Annotated in this window: 13 protein-coding genes; all 13 read right to left on the bottom strand. The window is 50.0% G+C overall.

Features of this window, described 5'->3' with window-relative positions:
* Positions 1–68 precede the first annotated feature (68 nt).
* Complete coding sequence (rsmB, locus tag FYJ39_RS14235) at positions 69–1,412, bottom strand: 16S rRNA (cytosine(967)-C(5))-methyltransferase RsmB (protein WP_154473128.1); 1,344 nt, start codon at positions 1,410–1,412, stop codon at positions 69–71.
* 18 nt (positions 1,413–1,430) lie between these two features.
* On the bottom strand, positions 1,431–2,129 hold the full coding sequence (locus tag FYJ39_RS14230) for a zinc metallopeptidase (protein WP_154473127.1): 699 nt from the start codon (positions 2,127–2,129) through the stop codon (positions 1,431–1,433).
* Between the two features lie 30 nt (positions 2,130–2,159).
* Positions 2,160–3,119 (bottom strand): methionyl-tRNA formyltransferase, encoded by a 960-nt coding sequence (fmt, locus tag FYJ39_RS14225; RefSeq protein ID WP_154473126.1) that lies wholly within the window; start codon positions 3,117–3,119, stop codon positions 2,160–2,162.
* Positions 3,110–3,622 (bottom strand): peptide deformylase, encoded by a 513-nt coding sequence (gene def, locus FYJ39_RS14220; protein WP_154473125.1) that lies wholly within the window; start codon positions 3,620–3,622, stop codon positions 3,110–3,112. The genes fmt and def overlap by 10 nt, the downstream gene beginning before the upstream one ends.
* A 19-nt stretch (positions 3,623–3,641) precedes the next feature.
* Positions 3,642–6,368: a replication restart helicase PriA gene (gene priA, locus FYJ39_RS14215; RefSeq protein WP_195840444.1), complete on the bottom strand. Its 2,727-nt coding sequence runs from the start codon at positions 6,366–6,368 to the stop codon at positions 3,642–3,644.
* 22 nt (positions 6,369–6,390) lie between these two features.
* On the bottom strand, positions 6,391–7,713 hold the full coding sequence (locus tag FYJ39_RS14210; protein WP_154473123.1) for an MATE family efflux transporter: 1,323 nt from the start codon (positions 7,711–7,713) through the stop codon (positions 6,391–6,393).
* Positions 7,714–7,947: 234 nt separating this feature from the next.
* Positions 7,948–9,276, bottom strand: a complete 1,329-nt coding sequence (locus tag FYJ39_RS14205) for a M18 family aminopeptidase (protein ID WP_154473122.1) — start codon at positions 9,274–9,276, stop codon at positions 7,948–7,950.
* 79 nt (positions 9,277–9,355) lie between these two features.
* Positions 9,356–10,765 carry an amino acid permease gene (locus FYJ39_RS14200; protein ID WP_154473121.1) on the bottom strand — a complete coding sequence of 470 codons (1,410 nt, stop codon included), beginning with the start codon at positions 10,763–10,765 and terminating at the stop codon, positions 9,356–9,358.
* 146 nt (positions 10,766–10,911) lie between these two features.
* Complete coding sequence (locus FYJ39_RS14195) at positions 10,912–12,366, bottom strand: UDP-N-acetylmuramoyl-tripeptide--D-alanyl-D-alanine ligase (RefSeq protein WP_407923847.1); 1,455 nt, start codon at positions 12,364–12,366, stop codon at positions 10,912–10,914.
* Positions 12,363–13,937 carry a UDP-N-acetylmuramoyl-L-alanyl-D-glutamate--2,6-diaminopimelate ligase gene (locus FYJ39_RS14190; RefSeq protein ID WP_154473120.1) on the bottom strand — a complete coding sequence of 525 codons (1,575 nt, stop codon included), beginning with the start codon at positions 13,935–13,937 and terminating at the stop codon, positions 12,363–12,365. Before FYJ39_RS14190 ends, FYJ39_RS14195 begins: the two co-directional genes overlap by 4 nt.
* 175 nt (positions 13,938–14,112) lie before the next feature.
* Positions 14,113–15,783 carry a formate--tetrahydrofolate ligase gene (locus tag FYJ39_RS14185; protein ID WP_154473119.1) on the bottom strand — a complete coding sequence of 557 codons (1,671 nt, stop codon included), beginning with the start codon at positions 15,781–15,783 and terminating at the stop codon, positions 14,113–14,115.
* Between the two features lie 55 nt (positions 15,784–15,838).
* Positions 15,839–18,769: an FtsK/SpoIIIE family DNA translocase gene (locus tag FYJ39_RS14180; protein WP_328597555.1), complete on the bottom strand. Its 2,931-nt coding sequence runs from the start codon at positions 18,767–18,769 to the stop codon at positions 15,839–15,841.
* A 168-nt stretch (positions 18,770–18,937) separates the two neighbouring features.
* Complete coding sequence (locus FYJ39_RS14175; RefSeq protein WP_154473118.1) at positions 18,938–19,705, bottom strand: ClpP family protease; 768 nt, start codon at positions 19,703–19,705, stop codon at positions 18,938–18,940.
* Between the last annotated feature and the right edge of the window lie 23 nt (positions 19,706–19,728).

The raw sequence follows: 19,728 nt of genomic DNA, 5'->3' as shown, positions 1-19,728 counted from the left end.
ATTCGCCCGCTGCCCTGTACCATGTTCCGCAGCACTCTTAATGATACCTTCCAGGTCTTAACCGGCCATTACCCCACTCTCCTGAAGGCACTGATGAAAAAACCATCAAAGGAATGGACGCCCGGCAGAAACTGCACATACCCTTCCTTTAAAGAATCCGCCTGCACAATCCTTCCCAGGCGCTGGCTCAAATCTACCGGCTCCAGAGGAAAGCGCTCCCTCAGCCACAATGCGTTTTCCTCATTCTCCATAGCATCAATGGTGCACGTACTGTATATCAGCATTCCGCCCGGCTTCACATACTGCCAGACCAGGGAAAGCATATCCCGCTGCAAGGCCGCCAGCTCCTTTAGTTTCTCCCAGGTCATATTATATTTAATATCCGGCTTTTTTCCAATGATTCCAAGACCAGAGCAGGGCAGATCCGCAATTACAACATCCGCCTTTCCACAAGCGTCCTGATCCAGGCAAAGGGCGTCCCAAACCACAGTTTTCATATTTTGATATCCGCAGCGAAGTCTGTTTTCCTCTATCCGTGCAGCCTTCTGATACGTTAAATCTCGTGCCTCAACCATACCAGTTCCCCTCAGCTTCTCCGCCAGATGAAGGCTCTTGCCTCCCGGAGCCGCGCATACGTCGATGATATAGTCCCCTTCCTTCACAGAAACGGCCTCTCCTACCAGAGCCGAGGTTACATCCTGTACCTGAATTAATCCCTTTAAAAAAGCCTCCAGCCCTTCTATATAATCGTATCCCCTGATTGACAGCATAATAGGAAGCCCTGGGCACTCCTCCACACTTACTCCCTGACGTTCCAGAGAAGCTATAATCTCTCCTCTGTCTGCCCGGCTCATATTACACCGCACCCAGGTGGGACTGTCTTTTAAAAAGGAGGCTGCTATGATTCTCGCTTTCTCGCTGCCGTATCGCTTCTCCCACATTTCATACAGCCATTGCGGAATACTATAGGCAAGAGAGGGCGTGTCAAATACCAGGGAAGCCTTTTCTCGTGAAATAGTCCTTAAAACGCCGTTCACAAAGCCCTTAAGCCCCTGAAAGCGCCGCTTTGCAGCCAGCTTTACAGCTTCATTGCAGACCGCGGAATCCGGTACGCGATCCATATAAATCAACTGATATACGCTCATCCGCAAAAGACTCCGTATAAGGGGCTTCATTTCAGATATCCTGGTTTTGGAATATAAATTTATGATATAGTCTATTTGTATGAGATATTCCAGAGTTCCTTCCGTAACCCTTGTGATAAAGGCCCGGTTTGGCTTATCCAGATATTGGTATTTTTGCAATGCCTGATTTAAAACCAGATGGACGAAGCTGCCGTTTTCCAGCACCTCCGTCAACACATCCAGTATAATCTCTCTGTTTTCAAATCCTCTGTCATTTGTCTTTGCCATCGTTTTCCCGTCCCCGGATTAATCGTTTCTTCGATTACCAAACAGAAGCACAAGACGAAGAAGCTGCAAAATGGAGGCTGCCGCCGCTGCCACATAGGTGAGGGCGGCAGCGTTTAGAACCTTCCGGGTCTGCCCTACTTCCTGGCCTGCCAGGATACCCGTAGAATCCAGAAGCGTTACCGCACGATGGGAAGCGTTGTACTCCACCGGCAGGGTTACAATCTGAAACAGCACAGCTAGAGAGAATAAAATAATTCCGATACTGATAAGAGGGCTTCCCCCTAAGAGGATGCCGATAATAATTAAAGGCCAGGATAGCTGGGCTCCAATATTTGCTACAGGCACCAAAGCCGCGCGCATCCGCAAAGGAGCATAGTCTCCTGCATCCTGCATGGCATGGCCGCACTCATGAGCCGCCACACCAATGGCCGCAAGGGAGGTAGAGCCATAAACCGCATCTGACAAATTCACCGTTTTTGTCCTGGGATCATAGTGATCCGTAAGGTTTCCCGCCACCCTGCGAATGGTTACATCATAAATTCCCTGGGTATTTAAAAGGCGCTTGGCCGCCTCCGCTCCTGTCAGGCCGCAGACGCTTCTTACAGCCGAATACCGCTGGTAGGTTGAATTCAGCTTGGCTGAAGCCATAAGGGAAACAACGATGCCGATTAGAATCAGCACATAGGTTGGATCAAAATAAAACATTGGATAGAACATTCAATCACTCTCTTTCTTTATAACTACAAGTTATTGATCCGCTCTGGTCAGCATACCGCCCTGAAAAACAGGACAGCCTCTCAGAAACGCCTCAATATCCATGCGCCTTTTACCCTCCATCTGAAGCTCCTGAATCGAAAGGAGCCCTTCCCCTGTCTTGACCATCAGAGATTGCCTGTCAGAGCAGACAATCTGACCGGCTAGGGCCTCCTGCGCGGCGCTTCCTCCTTCCTCATCCTTCACTACATCTGCCTCCCAAATCTTGATGGTTTTTCCATTCCACCTGGTATAGGCGCTGGGCCAGGGATTTAAGCCCCGTATGAGACGCTCAATGGACGCTGCGCTTTGGCTCCAGTCAATATCCCCCATGGACTTTGTAAGCATTTTCGCATAGCAGGCTCCTTCCTCATTCTGAGGCGTAGGAACCAGGGCTCCTTCCTCCAGCTTTTTCAACGTCGAAAGAATCAAATTCCCTCCTGCTATACTCAGCTTGTGGTGCAGACTGCCTCCTGTCTCCTTTTCTTCAATGGGGATAACCACCTGTTCCAGCATATCCCCTGTATCCAGTCCCTCGTCCATCATCATGGTCGTGATGCCGGTTTCCTTCTCTCCATCAATCACACACCACTGAATGGGAGCCGCTCCCCGGTACCTTGGAAGCAAAGACGCATGGATATTAATGCAGCCAAGCTTCGGAATTTCCAGCACTGCCTTTGGAAGGATCTGTCCGAAGGCTACCACTACCACTACCTCAGGAGCCAGTTCCTTTAAAAGCTGCACAAAGCCTTCCTCCCGAACCTTTACCGGCTGGTATACAGGAATATTGTATTCCAGAGCCTGCAGCTTTACAGGCGTCATCTGCACTTCCTTGCCTCTCCCCTTGGGCTTATCCGGCTGAGTTACAACCGCCGCTATCTCATGCCCGGCCTTCACCAGAGCTTCCAATGCCGGAACAGAAAAGTCCGGCGTTCCCATGAAAACTATTCGCATGCCAACGCTCCTATTCTGTGATTTCTTCCATCTTCTTCCTCAGAGCCCGCATCTACCAGCCCCCCCTCTACCAGCTCTACATACATCTGCCCCTCCAGATGAGCACATTCATGGCAGATAGCCCTAGCCAACAGCTCCTCTCCCTCTAACTCAAAAGGCTCCATTTTTTCGTTCAAGGCCCTTACCTTAACGTAATTAGGGCGTGTAACAATACCGCTCTTACCCGGCAGGCTGAGGCACCCCTCATAGCCAGTCTGGGAACCCTCGCTGGCGATAATCTCCGGATTAATCAGTACATACTGATTGCCGTCGTCCACATCAATAACCACGATCTGCTTTAAAACTCCCACCTGAGAGGCGGCCAGGCCGCAGCCATTGGCCTCATACATCGTTTCAAACATATCCTTTATCAGTTCTGCCGTGCGGGGCGTCATTTCCCTGACAGGCTTGCATTTCTTACTTAACACCTCATCACCCATTAAACGTATCTTCCGAACCGCCATCTTCTCTTTTCTCCTTTTATCATGTTAAATCATACTGTACAGACAATCCTTCCCGTCCCTCTGCTCCCTTTAGACAAGCCTCTGCTGCTTTTCTAATCTGTATCAGTATATCACAGTTTTCATGCTTTATATATAAAATTTTTCTATAAATATCATTAACTTTGTATATGGAGGCATTAACCGGACCTATAAGCTGAAGATCTTTGCAATCGAAGGCTCCCTCCCTTTCCCTCTCTTTCTGCCACTGAGCCATAAGCCTCTGGAGCCTTTGGGCTGTTTCCTCCAGAAATGCTTCCCTGGGGCAGGCTATCTGAATCGTCAAAAGAGCGGCTGCCGGAGGATAACCTAAAAGCCTCCGGTAAGCCATCTCCTGCCTGTAGAAGGCTTCATAGTCCTGGCTGGCTGCTGTAACAATGCTGTAATGATCCGGCTGATAGGTCTGAATCACGACGCTTCCTGCCAGCGCCCCCCTTCCAGCCCTTCCCGCCGCCTGGGTCAACAGCTCAAAGGTCTGCTCCCCGCTGCGGTAATCCGAGGCGTAGAGAGACAAATCCGCAGCCAGCGCCCCTACCAGCGTAACATTTGGAAAATCATGGCCTTTTACAATCATCTGAGTTCCAATCAGAATATCTGCTTCTCCTCTGGCAAAGGCGGAAAGGATTTCCTGGTGGGCGCCCTTTTTTGAAGTAGTGTCCAGATCCATGCGCAGGAGTCTGGCTTCTGGGAACAGCTCTGCCGCCATTGCCTCAATCTTCTGAGTTCCCGTCCCAAAGGGAGCTATATAGGAAGAACCGCAGGCGGGGCAGCTGCCTGGCTGCCTTATAGTGTAGCCGCAGTAATGGCACATCATGCGTCCATTCCTGTGAAGGGTCAGGGTCACATCGCAGTGAGGGCACTTTAAGGCCTCCCCGCAGGAACGGCAGGATACAAAATTGGCAAAGCCACGGCGGTTAATAAAGAGCATCACCTGCTCCTTTCGCTGAAGCCGCTCCCTTATGCGCTCCTGGAGGCGGCGGCTGAAAATGGAACGGTTCCCTGCTTTTAATTCTTCCCTTAAATCAACAATTTCAACCTGAGGAAGGCGGGCATCCTCCTTAGCCCGGTCTTTCATAGTAAAAAGGCCGTACTCTCCCTTAAGAGCCTTTGTGTAGGATTCCAGGGAGGGGGTGGCGGAGCCAAGTATCAAGGAGGCATGACTTACAGCCGCGCGCCTGGCTGCAACCTCACGGGCGTCATATCGTGGGGACAGCTCGCTCTTATAAGCATTTTCATGCTCCTCATCTATGATAATCAGCCCCAGATCCGCAAACGGAGCAAACAAAGCGGAGCGGGGGCCTATCATAATGTCAATATCTCCGGTTCTGGCTCTTTCATACTGATCGTATCTCTCTCCTAGGGACATCCGGGAATTCATAATGGAAACCCGGTCTCCAAAGCGATCATAAAAGCGCATTACAGTCTGCCATGTAAGGGATATTTCCGGTATCAGAAGGATTACCTGCCTGCGAACTGAAAGAACATAGGAAATCAGCTCCATATAAACCTCTGTTTTACCGCTTCCTGTAACTCCATGGATCAGATAGGTCCTGCATATATTGCGGCCGTAGTCTGACAGGATTGACCGGACAATATGGCTTTGAGCCTCATTTAAAGCAGGCCCAGGAGCCCAGGCGGATACACCGCTGCCATCCTGTCTGGACAGCCTCTGCATTTTCAGAAGGGGATTGCGATACTTTTCCACTACCTTTATTTTAATTGCTCCTGCTTCCTCCAAAGGCCTTAGAGCTGCTCTGGTAAGGCTTAATCGGGTCATAGCTTCATCATAGGGAATAATGGGAGAAGCCTGCAAAGCGGCAAGCAGCCGCAGCCTTGCTTTGTAATGCTTCTTCTCCGCCTCCCTGACTGCCTGCTGTAATTTGTCCGGATTCAGGAGGCAGCAGATTTGCCGCTTAGGAGCCTCCTTTATCTTCTGCTTTACAGGCAGTACTGTTTTCAAAGCCTGATTCATAGTGGAGCCATACCGCTCCTTCATCCACCATGCGAGCGAAATCAGCTGAGACTGCGCAGTAACGCTTCCCTGCACAACTCCGGCTATCTCTTTTAATTTACATTCATTATATTCCACCTGATCCGTCAGCTCCACCACATAGCCTTTTCTCTGACGGCTGCCAAAGCCAAAGGGAATCATTACCTGCTGCCCTGCCTGAAGCTTCCCCCTTAAGCCATCTGGAATCCGGTACTGAAAGGTTCTGTCCACATTCTCATGGGAGATGTCAATGATGATATTGGCATACTTTGGAGCCATAGAACATCTTAAATTCGGAATGGGACGCCCGTCAATCGGAGATTTTTTCTCTCCCACAGCCACCGCCCCCATCTTCTCATAAAATCCCACTGCCTGGGGGCTGGTAACAAATTCCAGCTCTCCTATCTGATTCTCTTTGCACCAGCCGGTCAGATGGTTCCATAGGCTCTTACCCAGGCCGGTTTTTATCCGGTTCGCATTTACGTAAAAATATTCCAGACACCACTTGCTGTCTCTTTGAGCAAGCCCCCAGAAGCCAAGCAGTCCCTGGCTGTCTGCCGCTGCATACGCAGGGTTAGTCATCACAAAATCTTCTGTTATATTGTACTGTTTCTCAAAAGCCTCCATAAACGCAGCGTCATAGCCCCAATAGGCTTCCGATTCATATGCCAGCCTTCTCAGCTGTCCTGTATCTTCTTTTCCTGCTCTGTAAAATTCCATCCTGATCATCTTCCTCTGCCATCTAGTTCACAGCGGCAGCCCGCTTTTCAAACCCTCTGAATCTCCACAGGAAAACCCCTGCCCTGAATATCCAGTCAATAAACATTCCGTACCAGACTCCCAGAACGCCCAGCTTAAAGGCATACACAAATAAATAGGCGAAACCGATACGAAAGATCCACATGGAAAAAATAGACACAGCCATAGTGAACTTGGCATCCAGGGATGCCCTGAGGGCGTGGGGGACGGTAAAAGCCAAAGGCCACACGAGCATGGCGGCGCAATGGGTTATAATCAGCTCTCTGGCCAGCTGGCCGGCGGCTCCTGAGAGCTGATAGAAGCCTACCAGTTGAGCTGAAAACGCTGCCATAGCAGTGCTGAGAACAGTCAAAATCCCGTAATTTAAAGCTGTGAGGCCTTTTGCGTAATCCTTAGCCTCCTTTATCCTGCCTGCCCCCACGCATTGGCCCACAATCGTGATAAGCCCCAATCCAAGAGCCGTTCCAGGAAGATACAGGATAGTAACCAGATTTCCGGCCACTGCATAGCTGGCAATCGCAGCGGTGCCCAGTGAGGATATCAGACTTTGGAGAAAAATTTTCCCAAACTGAAACATACCATTTTCCAGGCCATTGGGAATCCCAATGGCCAAAATGTTCTTTATCATTGCTCCATCTGGCATCAGAACCTTAAAGCTGCTTAAGCGGATAGAGTTCTGCCGGTTCTGGATAAGAACAAACATTATGCCGGCTGCCAGCACGCGGCTGACAAAGGTAGGCCAGGCCACCCCGGCTACTCCCATTTTCAGGCCATATACACAGATAGCATTTCCCGCAATGTTGACCGCATTCATAACAAAGGAGGTCATCATAGATACCTTGGAATTGCCCATAGAGCGGAACAAAGCGGCGCAGGCATTATACAAGCCAATAAAGGGGTAGGAAAGCGCCGTAATCCAGAAATAGGTTTCCGCGTTATCCATTACAGCTGTCTCCACGCTTCCAAAAACGAAGCTTAAAAGCCATCGGTTTCCTACAAGGGCGGCCAGGGCTATCACCAGTGAAAGGAGCAAGGTTACCGTCACCAGCTGACCTGCTGCTTTTCTGGCATTTCTGGGCTCTGATTTGCCCAGATACTGAGCGGAAATTACAGCTCCCCCGGTTGCCAGGGCTCCCATAATCTGTAGGATCAGAACACTAATTGAATCTACCAGGGACACGCCCGACACGGCAGCTTCCCCTACCGCCGCCACCATCATCACATCCACCATCCCTACCAGCACCGTCATAATCTGTTCTGCAATCAAAGGCGCCAGCAGCTTTATCAGTTGTTTTCTGGAAAACATATATTAATGTACCTCTCCTTACCCATTTAAAAGGCTCCATCCCTGCTGGCTGGAGCCTTTCAGTCATGTGGTTGAAATTAGCCAAACTGTCATATCACAGTTAAAGGTTTTAAGCAAGAGCCAAATGCTCCTCTTCCCCTTTCTCATATTGTTTCGTGGGACGTTTATCCCTCTCCAAGTAACCATAGTATACCACATAAAAAGCTGAAAGTCACTAGGCACTTGTGTGCCATCCTATTTTATCACATATTCCCCAGTCCCGTCCGCCCTCATGCAGGTTGAAAAAAACGCCTCCGCCGCCCTTATCAGATAACAGGTGTCACGAATTCCTGCCGTTTCATAAGGTGAATGCATGGATAGCTGGGGAAGGCCTATATCCACTGTATTAAGTGAAACATGGGAATTGGAGATATTCCCCAGCGTAGACCCGCCCAGCATATCCGACCGGTTGGCAAAGGTCTGGTAAGGCACGCCTGCCCTGTGACATAATTCTTTGAACATAGCGGCAGACACTGCATCTGTGGTATATTTCTGGTTGGCATTATACTTTATTACAATTCCTTCGTTCATGTATGGACGGTTCGTGGGATCTGACTTTCCTGAAAGGTTTGGATGAACAGCATGGGCATTGTCAGCCGATACCATAAAGCTGGAGGCAATGGCCATCAGATATTCCTCCTGGCTCCGTCCCAGGCTATGGTTAATCCGCTTTAACGTATCCTCTAAAAAGGTGGAATCCGCCCCTTGCTTGGTGCCGCTCCCCACCTCTTCATTGTCCAAAACCGCATATACGGATACAGTGGAATGGCTCCCTCCCTTTAAAAATCCTTTCAGGGAAGCAAACGCGCACTGCAGATCATCCAGACGTCCGCAGGAGATAAATTCCTCCCCGGCTCCCCAGATCGTTCCCGGCATTCTGCTGTAAAGGAACAGATCATGTCCAAGGACGGCTCCCTCCTCCACTCCGGCCGCCTCCGCCACCGTCATCATAAAGGTATCTCTGGCATCTGCGCCTCCATACACAGGCAGCATGTCGATCTGAGCATTGTATTTGTAACCATCATTTACTTCCCGGTTAAAATGAATCGCCAGATTGGGAATCAGAAGCAGATCCCGATCCACATTCACCAGCTTTGAAACCAGACGGTTTCCCTCTTTGATAACCAGCCGTCCTGCTACAGACAAGGGCCTGTCGAGCCAAGGAGCGCACAGCATACCGCCGTATTTCTCCACATTCAGCTTTATATAATGTCCCTCAGACTCCATTTCCGGATTCTCTTTTATCTTAAAAGAGGGGGAATCGCTGTGACTAGCCATTATCTGAAAGCCAGTAAAAGCTCCTTCCGGAAGCTTAAATGCAATGATGGACGACTGATTTCTTGTTACATAATAGCTTCCTCCTTCCTTAAGCAGCCACTTCTCCCCTTCTGACAAGGCTGCAAAACCAGCCTCCTTAAGCTCTCCTGCTATCATTTCCACCGCATGAAAGCTGGTGGGACTGGACTCTAAAAACGAAATTAGCTCCTCTGCCGTTTTCCGGCATTTATCCTTATTGATTTCCATCGTTATCTCCTCCATCTAACCATTTCGCCCAGCTCCCCTTTACAGGCTGCACGCCTGCAAAGGGGAGACGCAGGCGCTTTCAGCCCTTTTTTCTCTCACGTGCAGCCAGACAAGGCATAATAACCCCAAGCCCTACCAGCACAAAGGGAGTCACAATATTCAGCGCCAGCTGGAATGGATCGTTTGAATAAATACCTGTGACGCAGGCAAATGCAGTAAATCCAAAGCACCATATTCCAAAGGCCATGCCAGCCCTCCGTCCCTTTACGAAACGGTATTCTGCCTGAAAGACCTTGCCGGCCTTTTTAAGGGCTATATAGGCCGCAAACACCCACAAATACCGCAGAGGCATGCAAACGGAATTTACCTTCACCAGCCACCGCACCAGCACATCCACATTTTTTATTCCAAAGGCTGGAACAATGATCAGAATAGAAACAATTAAAAGCACCAACTTGTGACCATTGGTATAGATTCCATTCTCATTTTTCTCAAACATTTTCCTCGGTATGAATCTGGAATCAGCGCTGTCTAAAAGCATACGCAGAGGCGCGTCCACCGAAAGCGCCATAACGGAAAACTGTCCAATCAGGTTGGTCAGAGCATAAACCACCACAAAAAAATTACCCAGATGATAATAGGCTCCCAGCTTCTGAAAGGCATAGTAAGCTCCATTAGTCATCAGATCTCCAGGAATCTGATTGGAGTCAAACATCATTCCCAGAGCTATGGTTCCAAGAATGGCAGTGACAGCCACCATAAAGGCCAGCGCCACCATTCCCTTTGAAAACTCCTTTGCCGGATTCTTCATTTTATTCACATAAGGAGAAATTTTCTCACATCCTCCCACTGCAAACACCAATATGGACAGGCCCATAAAAAAGCCCGAATCAAAGGTAGGGATAAAGGTCTCCTTCGTCCACTCGATCCTCTGAAAGCTGCCCTCCGTCAGAGCCGGAGCTGCTATCATCATTACAATAAACAGCATAGACATAATGAACATAGCGGAGCCTGCCAAAGTGGAAAGGCGCTTCAGCACAGCTATTCCCTTGCTGGACAGATACATAGCAAAAAGAAAAATCACCAGGCAAATCAGCTGCATCACCGTGGTATTCATATCGCTGGCCCGCTTGTCCTGGAACAAAGCCCAGCTTGCCGCGATCACGGTGGAGTTGGGCTTCTGGGAAATATATGGCATATGAACGACCCAGTAGGTCCAGCCTGCATAGTAGGCCATCCGGGGACCGATGGTTTCGTTAATCCAGGAGCTGACGCCTCCTCCGGCATTCTTAAAGGTAGAGCCCAGTTCCCCTACCATCAGGGCATAGGGAATAAAATAAATGGCAAAAATCAAAGCCCAGGATACAATCGCCTTAAGCCCTCCGTATTCCGAAAAACCATTGATCACATTCCCAAAGCCCCATACTGTAGAAAATGCCATTAAGGCCAGTGTATTCCATCGTATCCTCTTATCATCCTTCTTCTGCATCACACATTTCTCCTTATCTCATTCAAACTGCTTTCCCCACTTTCCCGAAAGAAGGGTATCTAAGAAAAGATTCTTCCCCAAATAAGATCAGGATATGAATTTTTATTGCAGCGTCAGAAAATATGCGTTCTTTTTCTTAGATAGTATCAGATTGTTTGCTGGCTTCTCTGATTTTTAACATAGCTCACCGCCTCAGACAGCCCCATACTGTTAGAACCCTTAAAGAAAACCCAGTCCCCCTCCTTAAGCTGCTTATTCAGCCAGCCCTTTACCTCCTCCAAATCTTTGCAGAGGGTAACAGGCACTTCTGAACCGGCCCCCAAAAGCCCACGGCCTATCTCCGCCGCCAGATCTCCCAACAGCAGCACCTCATCTACCGGGTGAGCCGCTATGTAGGCTCCTATTTCTCTGTGAAAGCCAAAAGCGCCGGTTCCCAGCTCCTTCATGTCCGCAAGCACCGCAATTCTACGGTTAGCGTCTGATGCACCCCAGAGCACCCTAAGCCCGGCCTTCATAGATGCAGGACTGGCATTATAGCTGTCGTCAATCACTGTGACGCCGCCCAATTTAAAGGTCTGCTGCCGGCCCTTAAAGCCCTCAAATTTTTCTAAACCGGCAGCCGCCTGTTTTAGAGAAATTCCGTTAACAGCGGCTACCGCAAGGGCGGCCAGAGCGTTGGAAACCATATGTACCCCCATTACCTTAAGCCGAACCTGCGCCCTCTCCTCCTTAAAAACCGCCGTAAACACAGGGTATCCATGTTCCAGATGGAGATCCTGCCCCCGGCACTGGCAGTTCTCTCCCATACCATAGAAAAGAGCCTTCCTGCCTCCCTCCGGAATCACACTGCGCAGTCTCTCATCATCTCCATTCAGGATCAACATTCCATCGGGATTCATCCCGTCCTGTATGTGAAGCTTTTCCTTCAGAATGTTCTCCCTGGAGCCCAGGTTCTCCATATGCGTAACGCCAATATTGGTTATAACAGCATAATCGACCTGAGCAATCCGGGCAATCCGGGTCATCTCTCCCGGCTGGCTCATCCCCAGCTCAATGACGCCAATCTGGGCGTCCCGCGGAATCTCCGCTATGGTAATGGGAACTCCTACCTGGCTGTTGGAATTGCCCGGGGTCTTATACACATGAAAGCCTGTACTTAAAGCCGCCGCGATCATCTCCCTAGTGGTCGTCTTGCCAACGCTTCCTGTAACCCCCACCAAAGGAAGGGAGCGCTTCTTTCTGCAAAAAAACCCCACATCCTGAAGAGCCTTTCTGGTATCCTCCACCTCAATCCAGGCGGCCTCTTTCCCTTTCCAGCCCGAAGAACTATCTGCTCCCATCTGCCTTATTATACAGGTCTTTACGTCTTCAGGCGTGTGGTGCTCACTGGTAAATACAGCCGCCGCCCCATGCTCCAAAGCCTGACAGATAAACCTGTGGGCGTCCACCGTTTCACCAATAATAGGTACGAATAAATCATCTCCCTTCATTTTTCTGGAATCCAGACTGATATGTCTTATCTTCGACTCTGCCTTCCCCTGTAAAAGCCTGCCGCCTGCTGCCCTTGCCAGCTCTCCCGCTGTCATATCTGTCAAGCTCATTCCTTATCCTCCAGTTCCTCTATCACCGCTTTAATGACCTCACGGTCCAGGAAATGATAGCGCATTCCGTTAATCTCCTGGTAATCCTCATGTCCTTTTCCGATCACTGCAATCATATCTCCCTGCTCTGCATGTATAATGCTGTAGGCAATCGCCTCCCGCCTGTCCGGTATCTCCAGAAATGCGCCGCCTGTTTTTTCAATGCTGCCCCGGATATCAGCCATAATATCCTCTGTTCTCTCGTACCTGGAATTATCCGCCGTAATAATCGACAGATCTGCCATACGTCCCCCTATTTCGCCCATAGAATACCTCCTGTCTCTGGAGCGGTTGCCTCCACATCCGAACACCACCACTAACCGTTTTGGATGATACTCCCTCAGCGTAGCCAAAAGACTTTCCATACTCACCGCATTGTGGGCATAATCCACCAGTACAGTGCAGCGTTTTGAAGTATGGACAATTTCCATGCGTCCATTGACGCGGATATGCTCCAGCCCATGGCTTACCAGATGCTTTGGAAGCGTTAGAAAGCTGCAAAGGCTTACAGCCGCCAAAGCATTATCTACATTGAACCGTCCGGGAATACCAAGACGCACCTCCATCTCATATGCGCCTGTAACCTTAAAGGTTGTTCCCACAAAGTCAGGCTGAGACACACAGCAAATGTTAGAAGCCTCAAAGTCCGCCACTAACCGATCTGCCGCGCTTTCTGCTGCCTGCTCCTTCCGGCCCGCTCCTGCCGCTTGCTCCTGCCCCCCATTATCTGCCACACGGTAGGTATAAAGCTTACAGGAGGCTGTCTTTACAATCTCCTGAAAATGACTGTCATTGCGATTCACCAGCCCCACTTTACAGTGGTTTAACAGCTGTGACTTATAGTATAAATATTCCGCAAAATCCGCATGCTCATCCGGGCCAATGTGATCCGGAGAAATGTTTGTAAAGATGCCATAATCAAACTCAATCCCATCCACCCTGTGCATCTTAAGTCCCTGGGAGGATACCTCCATAATCATATACTCACAGCCTGCCTTAGCCATTTCCAGAAACGCTTTATGAAGCTGGTAGGATTCCGGCGTGGTGTTCACAGTAGGAGTCACCCTGTCACCAAGGATCATACCTGTGGTTCCAATGACACCTACCTTTTTTCCTGCCGCCTCCAGAACCGTCTTAATCATATGGGTCGTAGTCGTCTTCCCCTTGGTGCCTGTTACGCCAATCGTCACCATGCGCTTTGCCGGATAGCCAAATCTGGCCGCTGAAAGAAGGGCCAGCCCCCGGCGCCCGTCAGGGGTTCGAAGCACTGTCACCTGTAAAAGCTCCTCTTTGGGCAGGCCGGAAGCCTTTAATTCCTCCTCAACGCTGCGCTCTGTAAGAAGCACCCTGACTCCAGCCTTTAGCACCTCCGGCACAAATTTGTGGGAATCCACTCTGGTTCCCCCCATGCACACAAATACAGCTCCTGGCTGTGCTTTTCTGGAGTCATAGACAATCTCATTTACCTCTGCCTCCAGACTGCCCTGCACCAGTTCAAACTCCAGCTCCTGCAGCCAATTCTTTAATACCATAATCCTTTTCCTCTCAATCCATACTGTTGCAGACGGCCATTGGCATGGGATTCCAATGTCCTGGCAGAGGAGCAGATTTCCTACTCTGCCCCTCTGCCAACACACTAAAGGCCCGGCGAAAGGCTGGCCCCGCGAAAGGCAGAGCCCGCCCCAATGATACTGCATATCCGTTCCTTTAAAAAAGTCCTGTGATCCTTCCATCCTTATCCACATCAATGTTTTCAGCCGCCGGCTTCTTGGGCAGACCTGGCATTGTCATGATAGAACCGGTAAGAGCCACTACAAACCCTGCCCCTGCTGATACATAAGCGTCCCTTACATGGATAGTAAAGCCTGTGGGACGGCCCAGCCTGGTCTGGTCATCAGACAGGGAATACTGCGTTTTAGCCATACAGACGGGCAGATTTCCAAATCCCATATCCTCAATATTCTTAAGTGCCCTTAAAGCAGCTGGTGCGTAGGATACATCCACTGCGCCATAAATCTCTGACGCAATGGTATAAATCTTCTCCTTCAGGCACATCTCATCTGGATACAGCACATGGAAATCGCCCGGCTTGTGCTCTAAAGTATGAAGCACCTTTTCAGCCAGAGCAATTCCTCCCTCCCCTCCCTTGGCCCAAACCTCAGAAAGGGCAAATTCGCAGCATAATTCCTTGCAGAATTTCTTAATATAAGCATATTCTGCCTGGGTATCGGTTATGAAGGAATTAAGGGTTACAATCACAGGCACACCATACTTTTGGATATTCTCAATATGCTTTTCCAAATTCACAATTCCTCTCTTAAGCCCGTCCAGGTTCTCCTGGGACAGCTGATCCCTTGGAACGCCGCCATTATACTTAAGAGCCCGCACGGTAGCCACAAGAACTACGGCATCCGGCTTCAAGCCCGCCTTGCGGCACTTAATATCCAGGAACTTTTCCGCCCCCAGATCCGCCCCAAAACCGGCCTCTGTTACCACAATATCCGACAGCTTCAAAGCCGTCTTGGTAGCCCGCACGCTGTTGCAGCCATGGGCTATATTCGCAAAGGGGCCTCCGTGAACCAGCACACCCGTATGCTCCAGTGTCTGAATCAGATTGGGCTTTAGCGCATCCTTTAAAAGGGCAGCCATAGCGCCAGTTGCATGGAGATCCTCAGCAGTCACAGGCTGGCCTGTAAAGCTATAGGCTACGATAATCTGTCCCAGCCTTGCCTTCAAATCCTCCATATTCTCTGCCAGACAGAGAATGGCCATAATCTCGGAGGCCACTGTAATTACGAAGTGATCTTCTCTGACCATGCCGTCCGCCTTGGCTCCCAGACCAATCACCACATTGCGCAGCGCTCTGTCATTCATATCCTCACAGCGCTTCCACATCACCTGTCTCGGATCAATTCCCAGCTCATTTCCCTGCTGAATATGATTATCCAACAAGGCTGCCAGTAGATTGTTGGCAGATGTGATGGCATGAAAATCACCTGTAAAATGCAGGTTTAAGTCCTCCATAGGTACTGCCTGTGCATAGCCTCCCCCTGCCGCTCCTCCCTTGATTCCAAAACAGGGACCCAGGGAAGGCTCCCGCAGCGCAATGATGGCATTCCTTCCCATTTTCCCCAAAGCCTGACCTAAGCCTACCGTTATCGTAGTCTTTCCCTCCCCTGCAGGAGTAGGATTAATGGCCGTTACCAGCACCAGCTTGCCATCCGGCTTATCCTTCACCTTCTCCCAAAGGCTGTCTGCCAGCTTAGCCTTATATCTTCCGTAAAGCTCCAAATCCTCCTCTGCGATATTGTAAGCGGCAGCCACCTCCTGAATCGGCTTCATTACTGCTTCCTGGGCAATCTCAATATCTGATTTCATACCCTTCTCCTCCTCTCAATATTTGAAATTATTTTCTAATAAACATCAACAGCAGCTAATTCCCCTGCTCCAGCATTTCCTCAAACTCCTCTGGACTCATGAGAACCTTCCTAGGCTTTGTTCCCTCTTCTTCCCCTACCACACCAGCCTCCGCCAGCTGATCCATAATCCGAGCCGCACGGTTAAACCCAATCTTGAACATTCGCTGGAGCATACCGATGGAAGCCTTATCCTTATCAATAATAAACTGGCCGGCCTGTGCAAAATACTCATCTCTGTTGGAAGCTCCTCCCCCTGTTTCAAACACAGGAGAGGAAACCCGGTTTTCCACCTCAGGGCTGTACTCAGCCACCATACCCTGCTCTGTAAGGAAGTCTACTACCCGGCTCACCTCTTCGTCAGATACAAACGCGCCCTGAACCCGCTGGGGCTTTGGAACGCCTGCCGGATAAAAGAGCATATCCCCCTTGCCCAAAAGCTTCTCCGCGCCGTTCATATCAATAATCGTGCGTGAATCCACCCCCGACGACACGGCAAAAGCAATTCTAGAAGGTACATTGGCTTTGATCAGACCTGTAATAACGTTGACCGACGGCCTCTGGGTGGCAATTACCAGATGGATTCCGGCCGCACGAGCCAGCTGGGCCAGACGGCAGATGGAATCCTCCACCTCTCCCGGAGCAATCATCATAAGATCGGCCAGCTCATCAATGATGATTACGATTTGAGGCAGCTTCTTAGGCTTATTCTCATCCTCTGTATCAGGAAGCTTCTCCACCCTCTCATTATAGCCCTTCAAATCCCTCACATTACAGTGGGCAAACTTTTTATAGCGATCCTCCATCTCAGCTACGGCCCAGTTAAGCGCACCGGAAGCCTTCTTGGGGTCCGTCACAACCGGAATTAAGAGATGGGGGATGCCGTTATACACGCTCAGCTCCACCACCTTAGGATCTACCATGATCATCTTCACATCCTCAGGCCTAGACTTGAAAATAATACTCATAATCAGCGTGTTAATGCAAACTGACTTACCGGAGCCGGTAGCCCCTGCAATCAGCAGGTGAGGCATTTTCCCAATATCAGCCACAACCACCTGGCCGCCGATATCCTTGCCTACTGCAAAAGCCAGCCGGGACTTATGGCTATGAAAAGCATCCGACTCCAAAAGCTCCCTTAGGTAAACCATATTATTTTCCTTATTGGGCACCTCGATACCCACAGCCGACTTGCCAGGGATAGGCGCCTCAATTCGTATGTCCGTAGCTGCAAGGCTCAGCTTGATATCATCTGTCAAACCTACAATCCGGCTGACCTTAACCCCCTGCTCCGGCAAAAGCTCGTAGCGCGTTACGGCAGGCCCGCAACTGATATTGGTCACAGTAACGCCTACCCCAAAGTTGTGAAGGGTCTGCTGAAGCTTAATAGCTGTCGCCTTATATTCATCACCGGAGAAGGCTCCCGCATTTCTGGCTCCCTTCTTAAGAAGACTGGTGGGTGGAAATATGTATTCTTTTTTGACAGCCTCCTCCTTTTTCTGAATCTCATCTGCCACCGCCAAGTTGGGATCTGACTGAACCGCTTCCTCCCGCCGCTTCTCAAGCTTCTTTTCAAGGAGCTCCGTCTCCGTCTCTATCACCTTGCCGGAGGCAGTAACTACCCGCTTTGACTCCTCAGGCACAAAAACACTGTCAGCCCTTGCTTCCTTCTCTAAGGTATCCTGCGTATCTCTAACTCTCTGGGATACTCCTGCGACAGCAGAAAAGCTATCCTTCTGACAGGTATCAGAAGCTGCCGCCTCATAAGGCGACCGTATCTCTTCGCCCTCCCTGTCCCAGGGAATTTCTTCGTATTCCTCCTGTGAAGCAGCAGGCTCTGTCATCTCCATCTCCTCCAGGGTACGCACATCCCTTGGGGCGTACATGAGATTTGTCTCCTCCTCAGAAGCCTCCTTCCCATCCTCATTTCCCACGCCAATGACCGGCGGCTTCTCTCCATAACCGGACACGCTCCTGCGGCTATGCCTCTCAATGGTTCGGGCCAGAGAGCCTAACTCCTCCTCATAAGAAACAGCTGCATATGGAAGCCCGTTCTCTTCGCCGGCATCCAAAGGCGGATCGAATTTACCCCTGAATTCATTGACCGGAGCCATCTCCTCCAAATCATCGCCAAATTCCCGGTCAAATTCCTCATCCTCATAAACATCTGAATGGTTCTCATCCACAGGTGACAGTCGAGTGGCATCCAGATTCACCCCTCTCACCCTCTGCTCCTCTCTCAGACGGGCCCGCTCCTCTGCCTTCTGGGCATGAAGCTCTTTCCTGCGATCCATATCCTCCCTCGCATACTGGTAAGCCCTATCTCCGCCCCGCTTTACAGCGCTCACAAAGGAACGCTCGGTAATCATTACCATAGAGATTATAAACACTACCACCAGCAGCACAAAAGCTCCGGCCCTGCCAATGCCCAACGTCAGAAGGGAAGCCACAACGCCGCCCAGCCAGCCGCCGCCGCTTCCTCCTGTGCTGGACTGCTTATAATACTCGATCCAATGAGCCCCTTCCGGAGTGGTTCCAAAGAGCAGCTGCATTAAAGCACAAACAGTAATTAAAGCCAGCGCCACAGCCGCCAGCTTCATTGCCGCATGTGCATTTCCCTGATTAGACAGGTGAAAGCAGGTTCCCAGAAAAAGCAGTATGGGAACCCCATACCCTGCCACTCCAAATATTCCCAGCTGCAGTTCCCGAAGGACGTCCCCCACAATACCGCACAATTTAAAGTTGCTCAGAAACAGTAAAATAGCAACAGCAAAAGAGCAGATGATAACCACTTCTGCTCTCATAAACTCTGTATTCTGTTCTTCATACCCTTTTTTCCCAGAAAAACCGCGCCCTTTGGAGGCAGAGCTTCCCTTCTTTAAGGCGCTGCTCTTTGGCCTGCCCGGTTTTCTGTTTCCGCTTTGCTGTCTTTTATTCGTTTCAGCCACCTGTATAGCCCCCTGTCATTCTCTTTCAAATCTTTCTCTTCAGACGCCTCCTTCCCTCGCGACTTCAGCGCCTAATCATAATAAGTATACAAAAAATTGAAAGGAATTGCAATGTTAACGCTCTAAAAATCTTCCCTCTGTTCCGTTCAAGGGCGCAGGCTCATATTATCAGCGGCCGTTTCCTCTCTTTCTCTCATCAATCATTTGATACAGCTTACCCAAAGCCTCTTTGATGCCTCCCACCTGATTAATGAGCCCGGCCTCCACAGCCTGCTCTCCCACCAGCACGGTGCCCAAATCTCTGGTCAGCATCTTGGTGTTGTGCATCAGGGCTTTTAGCTGATCATAAGCAATATCCGCATGGGAGGCCACAAAGGTAAGAATCCGATCCTGAATCATCTCAAAATACTCATAGGTCTGTGCCGTTCCAATCACCATGCCGGTCATCCGCACCGGATGAATCATCATCGTTCCAGAAGGCACTATAAAGGAATAATTGGCAGACACAGCCAGAGGCACACCGATAGAGTGGCTGCCTCCCAGCACAAGGGATACCGTAGGAAGGCTTAAGGACGCGATCATCTCTGCAATCGCCAGACCTGCGTCCACATCTCCTCCCGAAGTATTCAGAAGCACCAAAAGTCCATCCACACTGTCATCATCTTCAATCTGGGCCAGCTTCGGCAACACATGGTCATACTTGGTGGTCTTGCTGCTTCCTGAGGCATTTTCATGTCCCTCCACCTCGCCGATAATGGTAATCAGGTGAATCTTTCTCTGCTTCTGGTTTTCCTCCAGGGTCATCTGGCCGTATTCCTCCATCTGGGAATCCTCCTTTTCCTGGATTTCCTTCTCTACCTTCTTTGCCTCGTCATCCTGATTTTCCAACTGATCCGTCTGCCACTTATTCTTCTTTCCATTCTTTCCCTGTCCCATATCCAGACCTCCCTTTCCCGGTT

Source organism: Clostridium porci, from assembly GCF_009696375.1.
GTDB lineage: Bacteria > Bacillota > Clostridia > Lachnospirales > Lachnospiraceae > Enterocloster > Enterocloster porci.
The sequence above is the reverse complement of the archived record's forward strand: the minus strand, read 5'-3'. Positions and strand labels throughout refer to the sequence as shown.